This is a genomic window from Kitasatospora sp. NPDC054768 (assembly GCF_053612025.1).
In genome coordinates this window covers 59,524-77,479 of sequence record NZ_JBSHBN010000007.1, presented here as the reverse complement: position 1 = coordinate 77,479, position 17,956 = coordinate 59,524, and the positions used below count along the sequence as shown (strand labels likewise).

The following is a 17,956-nucleotide window of genomic DNA, read 5'->3' as shown; positions in this document are numbered from 1 at the left end:
GCCGTCGAGGTCCGCTCCGCTCTCCGCTCGGGTCTCCGCTCGGACGGCGCCTGAGCCCCGCACCCGCGCCGCTCGATTGTTATGACATACGAGAAGGGCCCGGAACCAACAGGTTCCGGGCCCTGACTCTTATGACTTTTGCGGGGACTCAGCCGAGCCGGGACTCCGCCCGCCGGGCGCGGACGTCGCCGACCTTCTGCCCCACCTTGCGGCGGATGACCAGCAGCGGTGCCATCGCCGCGAGCGTGATCTGGGCGAACGCGCCGACGTGCATCAGCTGGTTGCCACCGGGCAGGCCGGTGGCCCAGGCGGCCAGGCAGCCGATGGAGACCACGATCCAGCAGAGCGTCGCGGTGGCCAGCAGCCCCTGCGGCTTCGGGTACTCGATCCGGCTGACCATCAGGTACGCGGCGCCGAAGATGGCGAGCAGACCGGGCAGGAACGGCGGGTCGAGCAGCACGATGGCGATCACCGTCATCGCGCCCATCGGGCAGGGCATGCCCTGGAACACCCCGGGCCGCATCTTGACGGCCGAGAAGCGGGCCAGCCGCAGGACCACCGCGAGCAGCACCGTGATGGCGATGAGTGCCGACAGCTTGCTGTTGGAGCCCTGGGAGACCATGCCCCAGACCGCGACGAAGTAGGCCGGCGCGATGCCGAAGCTGATCAGGTCCGCCAGGTTGTCCAGTTCCGCTCCGAGGGCGGAGGAGCGCAGCTTGCGCGCCACCAGGCCGTCGAAGAGGTCGCACATCGAGCCGATCAGCAGCAGCGTGACCGCGGTGGCGGCGCTGTGCCGGTCCGGAGCGGCGTCCGGGTTGGTGATGTGCGGGACCAGGACCCCGGTGGTGATCGAGTAGATCGCCAGGAAGCCGCAGACGGCGTTCCCCAGGGTCAGGAAGTCGGCGGTGGACAGGTGCTGAGGAGAGCGCGGGGCGCGCAGCTCGCGGTCGCGCGCCCAGCGGCGGCGGCGCAGGGCCGTCTCCTCGTCGTCCAGGCCGACGATTGTCTCAGGATCAGTCACGGTCAAGGCGCGTCACCCCGGCTGTGGTCTTCTGGCCGACCTCGACGCCGACCTCGACGCCGGCCGGCAGGTAGGTGTCGACCCGGGACCCGAACCGGATCAGACCGATCCGGTCGCCCTGCTCGACCTTGGTTCCGGCGTCCACGTACGGCACGATGCGTCGGGCCACGGCCCCCGCGATCTGCACCATCTCGATGTCGCCGAGCTCGGTGTCGAAGTGCCAGACGACCCGCTCGTTCTGGTCGCTGTCCTTGTTGAACGCGGGGACGAAGCCGCCCGCGACGTGCTCGACCGACGTCACCGTGCCCGGCAGGGGCGCGCGGTTGACGTGGACGTTGAGCGGGCTCATGAAGATCGCGACCCGGGTGCGGCCGTCCGGCCAGGCGTCGATGCTCTGCACCACGCCGTCGGCGGGGGAGATCACTCTGCCCGTGCCGATCTCACGCTCGGGGTCGCGGAAGAACCACAGCATGCCCGCGCTGAGCGCGCAGGCGGGTACCGCAGCCAGGGCCCACTTGCCGCTGCGCCGGGTGAGGGCGGTGGTCACGGCGGCCGTGGCGAGAGTGGGGACGAACCAGGGGGTGGCTCCGCGCGCGATGGTCACGCGGGGTCGCCGACCGGCCGTCGGGGCTGCGAGGGCATCGCGGTCCGTGACGGAGGTGTGAGGGGACGGGCTGATGGGCATCGAAGACCTTTGTCGCGGGGGATCATGGCCGCTGGACGGGGGCCACCGCGGGATCGGTAATAGAGGGACGGCTTGCTGTCCCGGTGGATGCTATCGGGAGCACACGGTGGGTGGGCAACCCGCCTGCTCGTTCATGTGTCCGGTGGCGGCGCGTGTGCGCGTCCACTCCTACGACCGTAGCTCGACCCGGTCCGGTTCCCAAGGGACCCGACAGGGCTGGTGACTCTTGTCTCAACGGGTACGCCGACGGAACCCGGCGGGGCGAAACGGCCGTAGCGGCCGCAAGCGGGTGTGCGGAAGCGGCCGCCGGGCGTGTCGTTGCAGCTGTACGCCCTGCGGCCGCTTCCGGAGGGCCGTGCCGGACCCAGGCGGACCAGGCCGGGCCCGTGACGGGGCACGGCGCTCCGCCGGCGCGGGCCCGCACGCCCGTCGACCGGCGGTTCGAGGGGGCCGCCCGGCGACGTGGTCCGTCGGCGGGCGGCCCGGGGATCAGTCGGCGATCCGGTACTCCTCCAGGAGCCGGCGTCCGACGATCATCTTCTGGATCTCCGCAGTACCTTCACCGATGAGCAGCATCGGGGCCTCGCGGTAGAGGCGCTCGATCTCGTACTCCTTGGAGAAGCCGTAGCCGCCGTGGATGCGGAAGGCGTCCTCGACGACCTCCTTGCAGTACTCGGAGGCGAGGTACTTGGCCATGCCGGCCTCAAGGTCGTTGCGCTCGCCGCTGTCCTTCTTGCGGGCGGCCATGACCATCATCTGGTGGGCGGCCTCGACCTTGGTGGCCATCTCGGCGAGCTTGAACTGGATCGCCTGGTGCTCGGCGATCTTCTTGCCGAAGGTGGAGCGCTGCTGGGCGTAGGAGATGCCGAGCTCGAAGGCGCGGCGGGCGACGCCGCAGCCGCGGGCGGCGACGTTGACGCGGCCGACCTCGACGCCGTCCATCATCTGGTAGAAGCCGCGGCCCGGGACGCCGCCGAGGATGCGGTCGGCCGGGATGCGGACGTCCTGGAGGACCAGCTCGGTGGTGTCGACGCCCTTGTAGCCCATCTTCTCGATCTTGCCGGGCACGGTCAGGCCGGGAACCGTGGGGTTCGGGCCGAAACCGGCCTCCTTCTCGATCAGGAAGGTGGTCATGTTCTTGTACGGCGTGTTGCCGCCCTCGTCGGTCTTGCAGAGGACCGCGACCAGGGTGGAGGTGCCGCCGTTGGTGAGCCACATCTTCTGACCGTTGAGGACGTAGAACTCCCCGTCCTTGACGCCCTTGGTGGAGATGGCCGAAACGTCGGAGCCGAGGCCCGGCTCGGACATCGAGAAGGCGCCGCGGATCTCGCCGGCGGCCATCCTCGGCAGGAAGTGGTCCTTCTGCTCCTGGGTGCCGTGGGCGTTGATCATGTGCGCCACGATGAAGTGGGTGTTGACGATGCCGGAGACCGACATCCAGCCGCGGGCGATCTCCTCGACCACCAGGGCGTAGGTGAGCAGCGACTCGCCGAGGCCGCCGTACTCCTCGGGGATGGTGAGGCCGAACAGGCCGAGCTGCTTCATGCCCTCGACGATGGCGGTCGGGTACTCGTCCTTGTGCTCCAGCTCGGTCGCGACCGGAATGATCTCCTTGTCGACGAAATCCCGCACGGTGGCGAGGATGTCCCGCTGGATCTCGGTGAGGCCGTCGGTCTGTGCGAGGCGTCCCATCGTGCGGCTCCGGAAAGGTCTGAGGGGCTACGGAAAGTCGGGGATTCCCCCCGGGGGGGGGATTGCGGGGGCCCTGCCGGCGTGGCTGCGGCAGCAGGGCCCCCGGTACCGGGTGGGGCGCGGCCGATGACGGCGGCCTGCCCGTCCGGGGTCTCTCGAGGGGGCTCTCCGTCCGTGGAGGGAGAGCCCCCTATAGAGGGGAGAGGCCGAGAAGGTGGGGAGGGAGGGGCTCAGGAGAGCGGGGTCGGACGACCGGGCTGCTCGCCGCCGCGCTCCTTGATGTACGTCTCGGTCGGCACCATCACCTTGCGGCGGAAGACGCAGACGACCGTGCCGTCCTGCTTGTACCCCTTGGTCTCGACGTACACGATGCCGCGGTCGTCCTTGGACTTGGACGGCCACTTGTCGAGCACGGTGGTCTCGCCGTAGAGGGTGTCGCCGTGGAAGGTCGGTGCGACGTGCCGCAGCGACTCGATCTCCAGGTTGGCGATCGCCTTGCCGGAGACGTCCGGGACGGACATGCCGAGCAGCAGCGAGTAGATGTAGTTGCCCACCACGACGTTCCTGCCGAAGTCCGTCGTCATCTCCGCATAGTTGGTGTCCATGTGGAGCGGGTGGTGGTTCATGGTGAGCAGGCAGAAGAGGTGGTCGTCGTACTCGGTGACCGTCTTGCCGGGCCAGTGCTTGTAGACCGCGCCGACCTCGAACTCCTCGTAGGTGCGTCCGAACTGCATGCCGTGGGCCCTCAGCTTTCCGGGATCTCGAACTTGGTGGTGCGCTGCATGCCCGCGGCCCGGCCCTTGCCGGCGACGACCAGCGCCATCTTGCGGCTGGCCTCGTCGATCATCTCGTCGCCGAGCATGGCGGAGCCCTTGGCGCCGCCCGCCTCGGAGGTGCAGTAGTCGTACGCGTCGAGGATCAGCTCGGCGTGGTCGTAGTCCTCCTGCGAGGGCGAGTAGATCTCGTTCGCGGCGGCGACCTGGTCCGGGTGGAGCACCCACTTGCCGTCGAAGCCGAGGGCGGCCGAGCGGCGGGCGACCTCGCGGTAGCCCTCCTGGTTGCGGATCTGGAGGTACGGGCCGTCGATCGCCTGGAGGTCGTTGGCGCGGGCGGCCATCAGGATGCGCATCAGGATGTAGTGGTAGGCGTCGGCGTTGTAGCCGGGCGGCTGCTCGCCGACGACCAGCGACTTCATGTTGATGGAGGCCATGAAGTCGGCGGGGCCGAAGATGATGGTCTCCAGCCGGGGCGAGGCCTCGGCGATGGCGTCGACGTTGATCAGGCCCTTGGCGTTCTCGATCTGCGCCTCGATGCCGATCCGGCCGACCTCGAAGCCCATGGTCTTCTCGATCTGGGTGAGCAGCAGGTCGAGCGCCCTGACCTGCTCGGCGTCCTGCACCTTGGGCAGCATGATGCAGTCGAGGTTGGGGCCGGCGCCCTCGACCACGGTGATCACGTCGCGGTAGGTCCAGTGCGTGGTCCAGTCGTTGACGCGCACGACGCGGGTCTTGCCGCCCCAGTCGCCGTTGTTGAGCGCGTCGACGATGTTGTGGCGCGCGCTCTCCTTGACCAGCGGGGCGCAGGCGTCCTCCAGGTCGAGGAAGACCTGGTCGGCCGGCAGGCCCTGGGCCTTCTCTAGGAAGCGCGGGTTGCTGCCCGGCACGGCGAGACAGGAGCGGCGCGGGCGCAGACGGTTCACAGCAGTCATAAGAATCGAGGGTTCCTTCCCAGTGGTCAGCTGGTCAGCTGTTCAGTTCGTGGCAGCGGTCGGTGCGGGCGTCCACGGCTGGAGCTTGTTGGCCAGCCGGATCTCGTCCACGATCCGGCCGATGATGGTGGTGATGCCGAAGTCCTTCGGGGTGAACACGGCGGCGACGCCGGCGGCCTTGAGGGCCTCGCCGTCCGCTGCCGGGATGATGCCACCCACGATCACCGGGACATCCTCCACCCCGGCGCGGCGCAGCCGCTTCAGGACGTCGGGCACCAGCTCGCTGTGCGCGCCGGAGAGGATGGACAGGCCCACGCAGTGCACGTCCTCCGCGACGGCGGCGGAGACGATCTGCTCCGGGGTCAGCCGGATGCCCTGGTAGACCACCTCGAAGCCGGCGTCGCGGGCCCGGACGGCGATCTGCTCGGCACCGTTGGAGTGCCCGTCCAGGCCGGGCTTGCCGACCAGCAGGCGCAGCTTGCCGGCGCCCAGCTCCGCGGCGGTGGCGGCGACCGCGGCACGGACCTGCTCCAGCTCGCCGCCGGGCTCGGCGGCCACGGCGACGGGCGCGCCGCCGACGCCGGTGGGCGCGCGGTACTCGCCGAAGACCTCGCGCAGGGCGAAGGACCACTCGCCGGTGGTGACGCCGGCCCGGGCGCAGGCGAGCGTGGCCGGCATCAGATTGGTCCCGGTGGCGGCGACGGCCTTGAGCTCGGCCAGCGACGCCTGGGCGGCGGCCTCGTCGCGCTCGGCGCGCCAGGCCTCCAGGGCGGCGAGCACGGACCGCTCGGAGGCCGGGTCGACCACCATGATCGCGGTGTCGAGGTCGGCGGTGAGCGGGCTCGGCTCGGTGGTGTCGAAGCAGTTCACCCCGATGATCTTGTCCTCGCCGGACTCGATCCGGGCCCGGCGGGCGGCGTGCGAGGCGACCAGGTTGGACTTCAGGTAGCCGGACTCGACGGCCGGGATCACCCCGCCCATCTCCAGCACCTTGGCGATCTCCGCCTCGGCGCCGGCCAGCAGCTCGTCGGTCTTGGCCTCGATCACCTCGGAGCCGTTGAAGATGTCGCCGTACTCCAGCAGGTCCGACTCGTACGCCAGCACCTGCTGGATGCGCAGCGACCACTGCTGGTCCCAGGGCCGGGGCAGGCCGAGCGCCTCGTTCCAGGCGGGCAGCTGGACGGCACGCGCGCGGGCGTCCTTGGAGAGGGTGACGGCCAGCATCTCCAGGACGATCCGCTGGACGTTGTTCTCCGGCTGGGCCTCGGTCAGGCCGAGCGAGTTGACCTGGACGCCGTAGCGGAAGCGGCGCTGCTTGGGGTCGGTGACGCCGTAGCGCTCCAGGGTGACCTTCTCCCACAGCCGGGCGAAGGCGCGCATCTTGCACATCTCCTCGACGAAGCGCACGCCGGCGTTCACGAAGAAGGAGATCCGGGCGACCACCTCGCCCATCCGCTCGGCCGGCACCTGGCCGGAGTCGCGCACGGCGTCGAGCACCGAGATGGCGGTGCACATCGCGTAGGCGATCTCCTGGACGGGCGTGGCCCCGGCCTCCTGCAGGTGGTAGCTGCAGATGTTGATCGGGTTCCACTTGGGGATGTTGCCGACCGTGTAGGCGATCATGTCGGTGATCAGCCGCACCGACGGGCCGGGCGGGAAGACGTGCGTCCCGCGCGACAGGTACTCCTTGACGATGTCGTTCTGGGTGGTGCCGGTGAGCTTGGCGACGTCCGCGCCCTGCTCCTCGGCGACCACCTGGTAGAGCGCCAGCAGCCACATGGCGGTGGCGTTGATCGTCATGGAGGTGTTGGTCCGTTCGAGCGGGATGCCGTCGAACAGGGTGCGCATGTCGCCGACGTGGCCGACCGGGACGCCGACCCGGCCGACCTCGCCGCGGGCGAGGACGTGGTCGGAGTCGTAGCCGGTCTGGGTCGGCAGGTCGAAGGCGACGGACAGGCCGGTCTGGCCCTTCGCCAGGTTCCGCCGGTAGAGCGCGTTGGAGTCGCTCGCGGTGGAGTGGCCGGCGTAGGTGCGCATCAGCCAGGGCCGGTCGCGCTTCTGGGGCTCAGTCATCGGCGGGTCTCACACGTTCCTGAAGCGGTTGATGGCCGGCAGGTGCTTCTCGCGCAGCTCGGGGTCGGTGACGCCCAGGCCCGCCTCGGGGGCCAGGCAGAGCACGCCGACCTTGCCCTGGTGCTTGTTGTGGTGCACGTCCAGGGCGGCCTGGCCGGTCTCCTCCAGGGAGTAGACCTTGGACAGGGTCGGGTGGATCTTGCCCTTGGCGATCAGGCGGTTGGCCTCGAAGGCCTCGCGGTAGTTGGCGAAGTGCGAGCCGACGATCCGCTTGAGCGACATCCACAGGTACCGGTTGTCGTACTGGTGCATGTAGCCGGAGGTGGAGGCGCAGGTGACGATGGTGCCGCCCTTGCGGGTGACGTACACCGAGGCGCCGAAGGTCTCCCGGCCCGGGTGCTCGAAGACGATGTCCACGTCCTCGCCGCCGGTGAACTCGCGGATCTTCGCGCCCAGGCGCTTCCACTCGCGCGGGTCCTGGGTGTGCTCGTCCTTCCAGAACCGGTAGCCCTCGGTGGAGCGGTCGATGATCGCCTCGGCGCCCATGGCGCGGCAGATCTCGGCCTTCTGGTCGTTGGAGACCACGCAGATCGGGGTGGCGCCGCCGGCCAGCGCGTACTGGGTGGCGTACGAGCCGAGGCCGCCGCTGGCGCCCCAGATCAGCACGTTGTCGCCCTGCTTCATGCCGGCGCCGTTGCGCGAGACCAGCTGGCGGTAGGCGGTGGAGTTGACCAGACCGGGGGAGGCGGCCTCCTCCCAGGTGAGGTGCTTGGGCTTGGGCAGCAGCTGGTTGGTCTTCACCAGGGCCAGCTGGGCCAGGCCGCCGAAGTTGGTCTCGAAGCCCCAGATGCGCTGTTCCGGGTCCATCATCGTGTCGTTGTGGCCGTCCGCGGACTCCAGTTCGACCGAGAGGCAGTGCGCGACGACCTCGTCGCCCGGCTTCCAGGCGTTGACCCCGGCGCCGGTGCGCAGCACCACGCCGGCGAGGTCGGAGCCGACCACGTGGTACGGCAGGTCGTGGCGCTTGGTGAGCGGCGACAGCCGGCCGTAGCGCTCCAGGAAGCCGAAGGTGGAGACCGGCTCGAAGATCGAGCTCCAGACGGTGTTGTAGTTCACCGCGCTCGCCATGACGGCGACCAGGGCCTCGCCGGGGCCCAGCTCGGGCAGGGCGACCTCGTCGAGGTGAAGGGACTTGCGGGGGTCCTTGTCGCGGTTGTCGAGGCCCGCGAACATCTGCTCCTCGTCCTTGTGGAGCGTCACCGCGCGGTAGGACTCGGGGAGCTTGATCGCCGCGAAGTCCGCCGACGTGGTGTCGGTGCTGATGATCGCGTCGAGGATTTCCTGCATGGCTGCCTCCGAAGGCGTACCTGTGTGAGGGCACAGGGCGTCTGGGGGAGCCGGGAGCGGACACCGGCTTCGCTGAGGTGGGTGGTGGGCGGGTCAGACTGGGCACCCGGGGTGGACCGGGCCGTTCTGGCTCTGCTCCCGGGGTGTGGGAACGCCGGACGACGGCGCGCCGAGGTGGGGAGCCGCGGCGCCGCGACTGGTGAGTAACAAGGTAATGGCACCCTGTGCCACTCGTAAAGACACCGGGTGTCACGAATTCCGGCGGCCTCCGGGGCGGCGTGACGCGCGTTGCGCGGGCATGCGAAGGGCCCGCGCCGACTTCTCGGCGCGGGCCCTCGATACCGCTCTGACCTGCGTGAATACTGCGCTTATGACTCCCGGGCGCCACTCAGTGCGGCCCGGATGCTGTCCACCACGACCTCCAGTGGAGCGTCCGTCCGGGCGACTGTGATGAGCACCTCACCTCCGGGACTGGCACTCAGTGCGCTCTCCGCCCCGGTGTCCCCCGGGGTCCCATTGGCACCCGGTGCCACCACCGATCCCCGACGCCTGGCACCCGGCGCGCTGGCGGCCCAGAAGGTCCGCCGGATCACCTCGAAGGAGTGGTCCAGCTGCGCCTCCACGTCGCCCCGGCCGCCGGCCCGCAGCCAGCGCCGCAGCACGTGGTTGTGCGCCGCGACCACCGCCGCCGCCGAGACCTCGGCCAGCATCGAGTCGTCCTCGCCGCCGCGCTGCCAGCCGGACGGGATGGACTCGCCGGTGTCGAAGCGCCCCAGCAGGTAGCGGGTGAACAGCCGCTCGTAGCGGGCCACCACGGCGATCTCCCGCTCGCGCAGCGCCGGGACCTGACGGATCAGCTGGTACCGCGCGACCGACACCCCCGGGGTGGAGGCGTACATCCGCAGCACCTCCTTGATGCCGCGACAGACCACGTCCAGCGGGTGCTCCTCCGGCTCCGCACTGGCCAGCAGGTCGGCCACCCGCACCAGGGTGTCGTCGTGGTCCGGGAAGATCGCCTCCTCCTTGGACCGGAAGTACCGGAAGAAGGTGCGCCGGGCCACCCCGGCGGCGGCCGCGATCTGGTCGACCGTGGTCTCCTCGTAGCCCTGCGAGGCGAACAGCTCCATCGCGGCCGTGGCCAGGTCCTGGCGCATCTGCTGGCGCTGCGCCGCCGCCCGGCGGCTGCCCGGCCCGCCGTCCGGCCCGGTGCCCCCGGTCGAGGGGGCGGTCCGGCCGTCGCCGCCGTGCGGCCCGGCGGGGTGCTGCGGGGAGCTTGACTGAACCCGATCCATGTCCGGAACGCTACACGGCCCGGACGGCGCGGCCACGGCCCTTCCCCGCCGCACCGGTGCGACCGGACCGGTCACGGCCGGGCGGGGCCAGCGGGAGGACACCGTCCCGGGGCTCCAACCGGGGCGCGCGGAGGCCGCGGAGGGCGCGGATCCCTGCGGCGGAGCGCCGTTGCCGGAAGCCGCGCCGCCGTAGGGCTGCGTCCCGTGCGGTGGCGCCCCGTACGGCGGGGATCCCTGCGGCGGGGATCCGTACGGCTGTGCCGCGTGCGGTCCGGCCGGCGGCGCCCCGTACGGCGTCTCGTACGGGCCGCCCCCGTCCTGCGGCGTGGTCATCGGCGCGCGTGGTCGCGGAAGCCGCGGCCGGTCTTGCGGCCCAGGCAGCCCGCCGCGACCAGGTGCTCCAGCAGCGGCGCGGCGGCCAGGCCGGGCTCGCGGAACTCCTGGTGCAGCACCTGCTCGATCGTCAGCGAGACGTCCAGGCCGACCACGTCCAGCAGTTCGAACGGGCCCATCGGGTAGCCGCAGCCGAGCTTCATCGCGGTGTCGATGTCGTCCACCGTCGCGTAGTGCTCCTGGAGCATCCGCACCGCGTCGTTCAGGTAGGGGAAGAGCAGCGCGTTGACGATGAAGCCGGCCCGGTCGCCGCACTCCACCGGGTGCTTGCGGACCCCGGCGGTCAGCTCCAGCACGGTGGCGGTGACGTCCGGCGCGGTCAGCACGGTGGAGACCACCTCGACCAGCTTCATCGCCGGGGCCGGGTTGAAGAAGTGCATGCCGATCACGTCCTGCGGCCGCGAGGTGGCGGTCGCGCAGCTGATCACCGGCAGCGAGGAGGTGGTGGTGGCGAGCACCGCGCCAGGCCTGACGAACTTGTCCAGGGTGGCGAACAGCTCCCGCTTGACCGCCAGGTCCTCGGCGACCGCCTCGACCACCAGGTCCACCTCGGCCAGCTCGGCGTACTGGCCGACCGGGGTGACCAGCGCCAGTGCGGCGTCCCGCGCCCCGGCGGACAGCCGACCCTTGGCCACCGAGCGCTCCAGCGACTTCGCCAGCTGCGCCTTGGCCTTCTCGGCCTTCTCCTGGCTGCGCGCGGCCAGCAGCACCGGGTGCCCGGCCTTGGCGAACACCTCGGCGATGCCGGTGGCCATCGTCCCCGAGCCGCAGACGCCGACGGTGCGCACCGGCCGGCCCGGCACCTTCGGCCGGGCCGGCCCGGTGGCCGCGTCCACGGCCCGGGACGAGCCCGGCGCCTCGTAGGTGTAGAAGCCGCGGCCGGTCTTGCGGCCCAGCAGCCCGGCGGCGACCAGCTGGCCGAGGATCGGGGCGGGCGCGTGCAGGCGGTCCCGGGACTGCTCGTACATCGCCTCCAGCACGGTGCGGGCGGTGTCGATGCCGATCAGGTCGAGCAGCGCCAGCGGGCCCATCGGCAGGCCGCAGCCGAGCCGCATCGCGGCGTCGATGTCCTCCCGCGACGCGTACTTGGACTCGAACATCGCGGCGGCCTGGTTCAGGTAGGCGAACAGCAGGCCGTTCACCACGAAGCCGGCCCGGTCGCCGGCCGCCACCGGCTCCTTGCCGAGGTCGCGGGCGAAGGCGGCGGCGTCCTCGGCGGTCCGCGGGGAGGTCAGTACGGTGCGGACCACCTCGACCAGCTTCATGCCGTGCACCGGGTTGAAGAAGTGCAGGCCGAGCACCCGCTCCGGACGGGAGGTCGCGGCGGCGATCCGGGTCACCGACAGCGCGGTGGTGCCGGTGGCCAGCACGGTGGCCTCCGGGCAGATCCGGTCCAGCTCGGCGAAGACCTCCCGCTTCAGCTCCAGCTGCTCGGGCACCTCCTCGATCACCAGGTCCGCCCCGGCGGCGGCCGCCAGTTCGTGGCCGACGGAGATCCGGGCCAGCAGCCCGGTGCGCTCCTCGGCGGTCAGCCGCTCCCGGTCGACCGCGTGCGCGGTGGCCTCCTCGATCCGGGCCAGTGCCCGGGCGGCCGAGTCCTCGGTGGCCTCGATGCCGATCACCCGGCGGCCGCTCTTGGCGACCGCCACCGCGACGCCGGCACCCATCGTGCCGAGGCCGACGACGGCGACAGTGGGGAAGGGACGCTCCATCTGTCCTGACTCCTAGTCATGAAGGGCCCGCGCGTGCTCCGGCGGGCGCGCCGCCGCGCCCGGACGCGCGCCGGGGGCGGCCGCCGCCGGAGGAGGGTCCACGCGCGGGGGCTGGGGAGATGACGGGGTGCGGCGCATCCGGGCAGGGGCCGGTCCGCTCCGGCCGAACTGCGGATGTGCCGTGGTGCTCAGGCGCTCGAAGGTGAAGGAAGCGGCTCTGATACGAGGAGGAACCCGGCCCGCCGCGGTCCGCGGCACCTGCCGGTGAAAGCGCACCGCGCGGGCGCCGGAGAAGCGGCGACCGCGGCCTGCCGCCGGTGCGGCTCCCGAAGCCCGGCGGAGGTGCGTGTCCGGCCACTGTAGCGAAGCTACTGATGAGTAGGAAGGGGGCGTGGGCGGAAAACCGTTCGGGGCCGCGGGCGGGCGTTCGCTAGGGTGATCGACGCGGGGGCGGCTCCGCGGCGTGCTTCCTTCTCACTCATCTGCAAAATGAACCCGAGTGCGCCCACTCTCCGCCCCCGCTTCGTCGTATCCACCGGGGGAAGAGGCAGTGAAGAAGCAGAACGCCGTGGCGCCCGAGGCCGCACTGGACGCCTACCTGCTGCACCGCCACGGGATGGTCCGGGTCGAGCCCGGAGCCGGGCCCGACGAGCCCCTGCCGTGGTCCGCCCAGGGGCTGGTCGCCCTGGAGGCCGACCTCGTCCGGCGCGGCCACGTGCTCACCGCCCCGCTGCGCGCCGCGCTCGGCCGGCTGCGCCCGCTCGACCTCGCCGCGGCCGGCACCCGGCTGCTGCGCGGCATCGACGCGATGCTCGGCGCCGACCGCGGCCACACCCCGCTGTTCCGCCGCTTCCCCGAGGGCGTGCCCTCCCACGCCCACGCCGACTACTCCGCGCTCGTCCGCGGCCACCTCCTCTGCCAGGCGAGCCAGATCTGCCCGGTCTGCGAGCGCGACAGCCTGGAGGCCGGGATCGGCGCCCTCGCCCCCTGCGCCCACCTGCTGTGCGGCGACTGCTACCTGGAACTGGTCGAGAACGGCGGCGACCCCCACTGCCCGCTCTGCCGCACCCCGCTGGAGCGCAGGCGCCGCCTGTCCAACGACACCAGGGCCGCCCGCAACGCCGCCCGCGAACTGCGGGCCGGCCGGCAGCTCACGCCACTGCGCCAGGCCGGCCCCGAGGACGTGGGCCTCCTCGCCGCCACCGGGCTGGCCGCGCTGCTCGCCCGGCAGACCCCGCTGAGTCCGCAGGACCGCGAGGACCTCGCCCTGCTGCTCCACCACGCCCCGGACGACCCGGCCGGCTGGCTGCCCGCCGAGATCCCCGTCCGGGAGACCCGCGCCACCGTGCTGGCCGCCCTGCTGCACCGCGACCGGGAGGCCGCCCGGCCGCTGCTGGCCGCCCACCTCACCACCGCCACCGACGTCCTGCGGCTGATCTGGGCGTGGTCCGGCGCCGAGCCCGACCTGCTGCCCGAGACCGCCCGCACCCTGCGCCTGCGCAACCTGCCCCGCCCGCTGCGCCGCGACCTGCTCGCCGTCCTGGACGCGTTCCCGGTCGGCACCCTCGCCGAGGACCTGCGCCGCCACCGCGAGCCCTGGCTGCGGGCCGGCGAACTGCTGCACCCGTACGAGCACCGCGCCCGCTTCCCGTACGCGGCGGCCGCGTTCGCGGTGGTCCGGCAGAGCGATCTCGACCTCCACGGCCTCGGCCCGCTGCTGCGCGAGGCGCCCGCCCCGCTGCGGGTGAGCGAGACGCCCGGCGGCCACACCCGGCTGACCGTGGAGACCTTCGCCGCCCGGGTCGAGCGCGCCCTCGGGCAGGGCGACCTGCCCGCCGCCGTCCGGCTGCTGGCCGGCCGTCCGGGCGAACTGGTGCGCCGACTGCACCACCTGCTGCGGGTCCACGCCGCCTGGCTGCCCGGCGAACCGCTGCCCGCCGAACTCGCCGAGGCGCTGCCCGGCGCCCTGCGCGCCGTCGCCCCCGGCCCGCTGCTCGGCGCGTACGGACGGCTGCGCGCGCCGCGCGAGTACGGCGAGCGGCGGCTGTACTTCCCGCGCGGCCGGGTCGCCTCGGCGCACGCCCGGGCCGACCGGGGCACGCCCGTCCCGGCCGCTCTCAGCGCGCCCGTCTGCGCCCTGATCGAGGCCGAACTGCTGCGCCGGGCCGGGCGGTCGGCCCACGGGCCGGAGCGCTACCAGGTGGCCGTACTGGACGCCGCGCTGGCCGACCTGGTCGTCCCCTTCGCCGAGCGTGCCAGCGCCAAGACCCTGGTCGCCGTGCCGCGCGGCAGCGTGCAGCGGATCCCGGACGGGCAGCGGCTGCGGCTGTTCCTGCACTGGACGCAGCGCCCGCACCAGCGGGTGGACCTCGACCTGTCGGTCGCCTTCTACGACGAGGAGTGGCGGTTCGTCGGCCTGTGCGACTACACCCGGCTGGTCACCGGGCCGCGGGCCGCCGTCCACTCCGGGGACTACACCAGCGCCCCGCCGCCGCACGGCGCCACCGAGTTCGTCGACCTCGACCTGCCGGCGCTGGGCGAGGCCGGCGCCCGGTACGCCGTGGTGGTGGTGTTCAGCTACAACGACATCCCGTTCGAGGACCTCACCGACGCCTTCGCCGGATTCATGGCCCTGACCCCGTCCGAGGCGGCCCGGCAGCGCAAGAGCGGCTTCCACCCCAAGGGCGTCCGCCAGCGCCTCGACCTCGCCGGGGACGCCAGGATCTGCGTGCCGATGATCGTCGACCTGCGGCGCCGCGACTACACCTGGACCGACCTCAACGCGGGCGCCGGCAGCGGGTTCCACAACCTCGACCGGCACCACGCCAGGATCGGCTCGCTGGCCGCCGACGTCCTGACGCACTTCGCCCCCGGCTCCCGGGCCACCCTCTGGGACCTCGCCTGCGCCACCGCCGCGGCGGGCAGCGACGAGGTGCTGGTCCGCGACCGGACCGGCCGCGGGCTCGACGTCTACCGGCGGGGCGCGGACGAGCCGGTGAGCGCCTTCGCCGAACGGCTGCGCGCCCGCCACGAGAGCGACCGGCGCACCGAGCTGCCGCCGGACGACACCGCCCGGCTGATCGCCGAACGCCTCGACGGCGCCCGGGCGTTCGCCGCCCTGGTGCACGCCGACGTGCCCGCGCCGGCGGAGGCGCGCGGGACGCTCTACCGGCTCTACCCGGGCCCGACCGACGCCGCCCCGGACACCCTGGAGCGGATCACCGCGGGGGAGTGGACGGCCAGGTTCGCCCCGAACGGGTGAACGGGTGAACACGGCCGCCAAGAGGACCACCCGATAGGGGAGTTATCCGACCCCGACCGGCGGGGCAGCATGGGGACATGACCACCGGAACCGCCACCGCCGGCCCCACCGCGCCCGGTCCCGACGAGCCGCCCGTCACCGCCGAACGGCTCGCCGCCGCCGCCGCGGCGGCCGTCGCGCTGCCATCGCGCGCCGACCGGGCCGAGCGCGCTGAGAAGGCCGTCGACCGGCTGCGCACCGAGGCCGTCGAGGCGGTGGCCGTCACCTGGGTGGACAACGCCGGCATCACCCGGGTCAAGGCCGTGCCGCTCGGCGGTCTGGTGCACGCCGCGCAGTGGGGCGTCGGCACCGCGCCGTGCTTCGACGTGTTCCTCGCCGACGACGCGATCACCACCAGCGCGATCATCGGCGGTCCCACCGGGGACCTCAGGCTCTACCCGGACCTCGACCGGGTCGTCCCGCTGGCCGCCCAGCCCGGCTGGGCCTGGACCCCGGGGGACAGGTACACCCAGGCCGGCGCCCCGCACCCCGGCTGCCAGCGGCTGTTCGCCCGCCGGGCGGAGGCCACGGCGGCCGCGCGCGGCCTGGGCCTCAAGGCCGGCATCGAGGTCGAGTGGACGGTCGCCCTGGCCGGCGCCCCGAAGGAGGACCCGCAGTACCCGACGCACGGCCCGGCGTACGGGATGCACCGGGTCACCGACCTCTCCGACTACCTGCGCGACGTCCTGCGAGCCCTCGGCCGGCAGGGGCTGACCGTCCTGCAGATCCACCCCGAGTACTCCCCGGGCCAGTTCGAGGTCTCGGTCGCCCCCGAGGGCCCGGTCGCCGCCGCCGACACCTCCGTCCTGGTCCGGCACACCGTCCGGGCCGTCTCCGCCCGGCACGGCCTGCGGGTCTCCTTCGCCCCGGTGGTCGAGACCGGCGGCGTCGGCAACGGCGGGCACCTGCACCTCAGCCTCTGGCGCGACGGGCGCAACCTCGGCCACGGCGGCCCCGGTCCGCACGGCCTGACGGCCGAGGCCGAGGGCTTCCTCGCCGGGGTGCTGGACGCGCTGCCCGAACTGCTGGTGCTGGGCTGCTCCAGCCCGGCCGGGTACCTGCGGCTGGTGCCCTCGCACTGGGCCGGCGCCTACCAGTGCTGGGGTCTGGAGAACCGCGAGGCCGCGTTGCGCCTGGTGACCGGCTCCACCGGGGAGCGGGCCGCCGCGGCCAACGCCGAGGTCAAGTGCTTCGACGCCAGCGCCAACCCGTACCTGGCGGTCGGCGGGGTGATCGCCGTCGGTCTCGCCGGGCTGGACCAGCGCCGCGCGCTGCCACCGGAGTTCACCGGGGATCCGGCGGCCGCCGAGCCCGGCACGGTGCCCCGGCTGCCGGCGGGCCCGGCCGAGGCGATCGCCGCGTACGAGCGCTCCGCGGTGCTGCGCGAGGCGCTCGGCGAGCCGCTCTACCAGGCGGTGCTGGCGGTGCGACGGGCGGAGCAGGAGCAGTACGCGGCCGTCACTCCCGAGGAGTTGGTCATGGCCACCCGCTGGCGGTACTGAAGGGTGGCCCGGCCGGGGGCGCCCGCGCTGGTCGACCATCACTGCCACAGCGTGGTGGCGGCCGAGCTCACCGACGAGGCCCTGGCCGGGCTGCTCACCGAGTCCGACCGGCCGCCCGCTCCCGGCTGTTCGCCCTTCGACAGCGCGCTGGGCCTCGCGGTGCGGCGCTGGTGCCCGCCCGTGCTCGGCCTGCCGGTGCACGCCCCGGCCGCCGACTACCTGGCCCGGCGGCGGGAGTTGGGCGCGGCCGAGGCCACCGGGCGACTGCTGGCGGCGGCCGGCCTGGACACCTGCCTGGTGGACACCGGGCTGGCCACCGCCGCCGGCCACGAGCTGCTGCCGCTGGCCGAACTCGCCGAGGCCACCGGGGCGTCGGTGCGCGAGGTGGTCCGGCTGGAGTCGGTCGCCGAGACGGTGACGGCCGGCGCCGGGGACTGGCCGCGGGCCGTCGCACAGGCGCTCGCGTCGGCCGCGGCCGGGGCCGTCGCGGTCAAGTCGGTGCTCGCCTACCGGCACGGTCTGGCCGCGCCCGCCGAACGCCCCGCCGCCGCGGCCGTGGTGGCCGCGGCCGGCGCCCACCTGCGCGGCGGGCGGGGCCGGCTGACCGACCCGGTGCTGCTGCACCACCTGCTCTGGACGGCGGTGGACGTCTGCGCCGAGCTCGGCCTGCCGCTCCAACTCCACACCGGCTTCGGCGATCCGGACCTCACCCTGCACCGGGCCGACCCGTCGCTGCTGACGGACTTCGTGCGGGCCGCCGAGCCCAGCGGCGTCCCGCTGGTGCTGCTGCACGGGTACCCGTACCACCGGCAGGCCGCCTGGCTGGCCCAGGCCTTCCCGACGGTGTACACCGACCTCGGGCTCACCGCCTCCTACACCGGGCCGCGGGTGGCCGCGGTGCTGGGCGAGATGCTGGAGCTGGCCCCGTTCGGCAAATTGCTGTTCTCCACCGACGCCTACGGGCTGCCCGAACTTTATTTGGTGGGCACCTGTCAGTTCCGGTACGGACTGGGTGCGGTGCTCGCGGACTGGCGTGCCGACGGCGCCTGCTCCGCGGCCGATGCCGGGCGGGTGGCGCGGCTGCTCGCGGCCGACAACGCGCGTCGGCTGTACGCGTTGTAGGGGTGCGATCCGTCCTGGTGGTGGATGCCGTGACGGGTGTGGCGGCACGTCGGCGAACCATCACTTTTTAACACTCTTGACCTCTGTTTTCCTTGTTGACCGCCGGGC

12 protein-coding genes are annotated in these 17,956 nt (G+C 72.9%); 3 read left to right on the top strand and 9 right to left on the bottom strand.

The annotated features are described in order from the left end of the window. Window positions 1-148: 148 nt before the first annotated feature. The 9 genes from ACWGKU_RS03585 to ACWGKU_RS03545 form a co-directional block, all read right to left on the bottom strand. Complete coding sequence (locus ACWGKU_RS03585) at window positions 149-1,027, bottom strand: CDP-alcohol phosphatidyltransferase family protein (RefSeq protein WP_380354263.1); 879 nt, start codon at window positions 1,025-1,027, stop codon at window positions 149-151. Further along, complete coding sequence (locus ACWGKU_RS03580) at window positions 1,014-1,706, bottom strand: phosphatidylserine decarboxylase (RefSeq protein WP_224280704.1); 693 nt, start codon at window positions 1,704-1,706, stop codon at window positions 1,014-1,016. The genes ACWGKU_RS03585 and ACWGKU_RS03580 overlap by 14 nt, the downstream gene beginning before the upstream one ends. A gap of 489 nt (window positions 1,707-2,195) precedes the next feature. Further along, the gene (locus ACWGKU_RS03575; protein WP_380545354.1) at window positions 2,196-3,398 is read right to left on the bottom strand and encodes an acyl-CoA dehydrogenase family protein; all 1,203 of its coding nucleotides are present in this window, start codon (window positions 3,396-3,398) and stop codon (window positions 2,196-2,198) included. 230 nt (window positions 3,399-3,628) lie between these two features. Beyond that, window positions 3,629-4,132 carry a MaoC family dehydratase gene (locus ACWGKU_RS03570; protein ID WP_452178521.1) on the bottom strand — a complete coding sequence of 168 codons (504 nt, stop codon included), beginning with the start codon at window positions 4,130-4,132 and terminating at the stop codon, window positions 3,629-3,631. A gap of 11 nt (window positions 4,133-4,143) precedes the next feature. Continuing rightward, window positions 4,144-5,106: an HpcH/HpaI aldolase/citrate lyase family protein gene (locus ACWGKU_RS03565; RefSeq protein ID WP_380354257.1), complete on the bottom strand. Its 963-nt coding sequence runs from the start codon at window positions 5,104-5,106 to the stop codon at window positions 4,144-4,146. A 42-nt stretch (window positions 5,107-5,148) separates the two neighbouring features. Further along, window positions 5,149-7,179, bottom strand: coding sequence for a protein meaA (locus tag ACWGKU_RS03560; RefSeq protein WP_401052876.1), 2,031 nt, complete (start codon window positions 7,177-7,179; stop codon window positions 5,149-5,151). Window positions 7,180-7,188: 9 nt separating this feature from the next. Further along, window positions 7,189-8,526 (bottom strand): crotonyl-CoA carboxylase/reductase, encoded by a 1,338-nt coding sequence (gene ccrA, locus ACWGKU_RS03555; RefSeq protein ID WP_452178520.1) that lies wholly within the window; start codon window positions 8,524-8,526, stop codon window positions 7,189-7,191. Between the two features lie 368 nt (window positions 8,527-8,894). Further along, the gene (locus ACWGKU_RS03550; protein ID WP_387730765.1) at window positions 8,895-9,818 is read right to left on the bottom strand and encodes a TetR family transcriptional regulator; all 924 of its coding nucleotides are present in this window, start codon (window positions 9,816-9,818) and stop codon (window positions 8,895-8,897) included. 329 nt (window positions 9,819-10,147) lie between these two features. After that, window positions 10,148-11,923, bottom strand: a complete 1,776-nt coding sequence (locus ACWGKU_RS03545) for a 3-hydroxyacyl-CoA dehydrogenase family protein (RefSeq protein WP_452178519.1) — start codon at window positions 11,921-11,923, stop codon at window positions 10,148-10,150. A 550-nt stretch (window positions 11,924-12,473) separates the two neighbouring features. Between ACWGKU_RS03545 and ACWGKU_RS03540 the strand changes: the two genes are divergently transcribed. The 3 genes from ACWGKU_RS03540 to ACWGKU_RS03530 all read left to right on the top strand — a co-directional run bounded on the left by ACWGKU_RS03540 (window position 12,474) and on the right by ACWGKU_RS03530 (window position 17,848). After that, window positions 12,474-15,185, top strand: coding sequence for an MXAN_6230/SCO0854 family RING domain-containing protein (locus ACWGKU_RS03540; RefSeq protein WP_452178518.1), 2,712 nt, complete (start codon window positions 12,474-12,476; stop codon window positions 15,183-15,185). Between the two features lie 77 nt (window positions 15,186-15,262). Next, window positions 15,263-16,726, top strand: a complete 1,464-nt coding sequence (locus ACWGKU_RS03535) for a glutamine synthetase (RefSeq protein ID WP_452178517.1) — start codon at window positions 15,263-15,265, stop codon at window positions 16,724-16,726. A gap of 3 nt (window positions 16,727-16,729) precedes the next feature. Then, on the top strand, window positions 16,730-17,848 hold the full coding sequence (locus ACWGKU_RS03530; RefSeq protein WP_452178516.1) for an amidohydrolase family protein: 1,119 nt from the start codon (window positions 16,730-16,732) through the stop codon (window positions 17,846-17,848). Window positions 17,849-17,956 lie beyond the last annotated feature (108 nt).

What these genes read in the sequence shown, in the direction of transcription:
- ACWGKU_RS03580 (WP_224280704.1), bottom strand. Translation starts at nt 1,706, where the DNA reads ATGCCCATCAGCCCGTCCCCTCACACCTCCGTCACGGACCGCGATGCC.
- ACWGKU_RS03575 (WP_380545354.1), bottom strand. Translation starts at nt 3,398, where the DNA reads ATGGGACGCCTCGCACAGACCGACGGCCTCACCGAGATCCAGCGGGAC.
- ACWGKU_RS03570 (WP_452178521.1), bottom strand. Translation starts at nt 4,132, where the DNA reads ATGCAGTTCGGACGCACCTACGAGGAGTTCGAGGTCGGCGCGGTCTAC.
- ACWGKU_RS03565 (WP_380354257.1), bottom strand. Translation starts at nt 5,106, where the DNA reads ATGACTGCTGTGAACCGTCTGCGCCCGCGCCGCTCCTGTCTCGCCGTG.
- ACWGKU_RS03560 (WP_401052876.1), bottom strand. Translation starts at nt 7,179, where the DNA reads ATGACTGAGCCCCAGAAGCGCGACCGGCCCTGGCTGATGCGCACCTAC.
- ccrA (WP_452178520.1), bottom strand. Translation starts at nt 8,526, where the DNA reads ATGCAGGAAATCCTCGACGCGATCATCAGCACCGACACCACGTCGGCG.
- ACWGKU_RS03550 (WP_387730765.1), bottom strand. Translation starts at nt 9,818, where the DNA reads ATGGATCGGGTTCAGTCAAGCTCCCCGCAGCACCCCGCCGGGCCGCAC.
- ACWGKU_RS03545 (WP_452178519.1), bottom strand. Translation starts at nt 11,923, where the DNA reads ATGGAGCGTCCCTTCCCCACTGTCGCCGTCGTCGGCCTCGGCACGATG.
- ACWGKU_RS03535 (WP_452178517.1), top strand. Translation starts at nt 15,263, where the DNA reads ATGACCACCGGAACCGCCACCGCCGGCCCCACCGCGCCCGGTCCCGAC.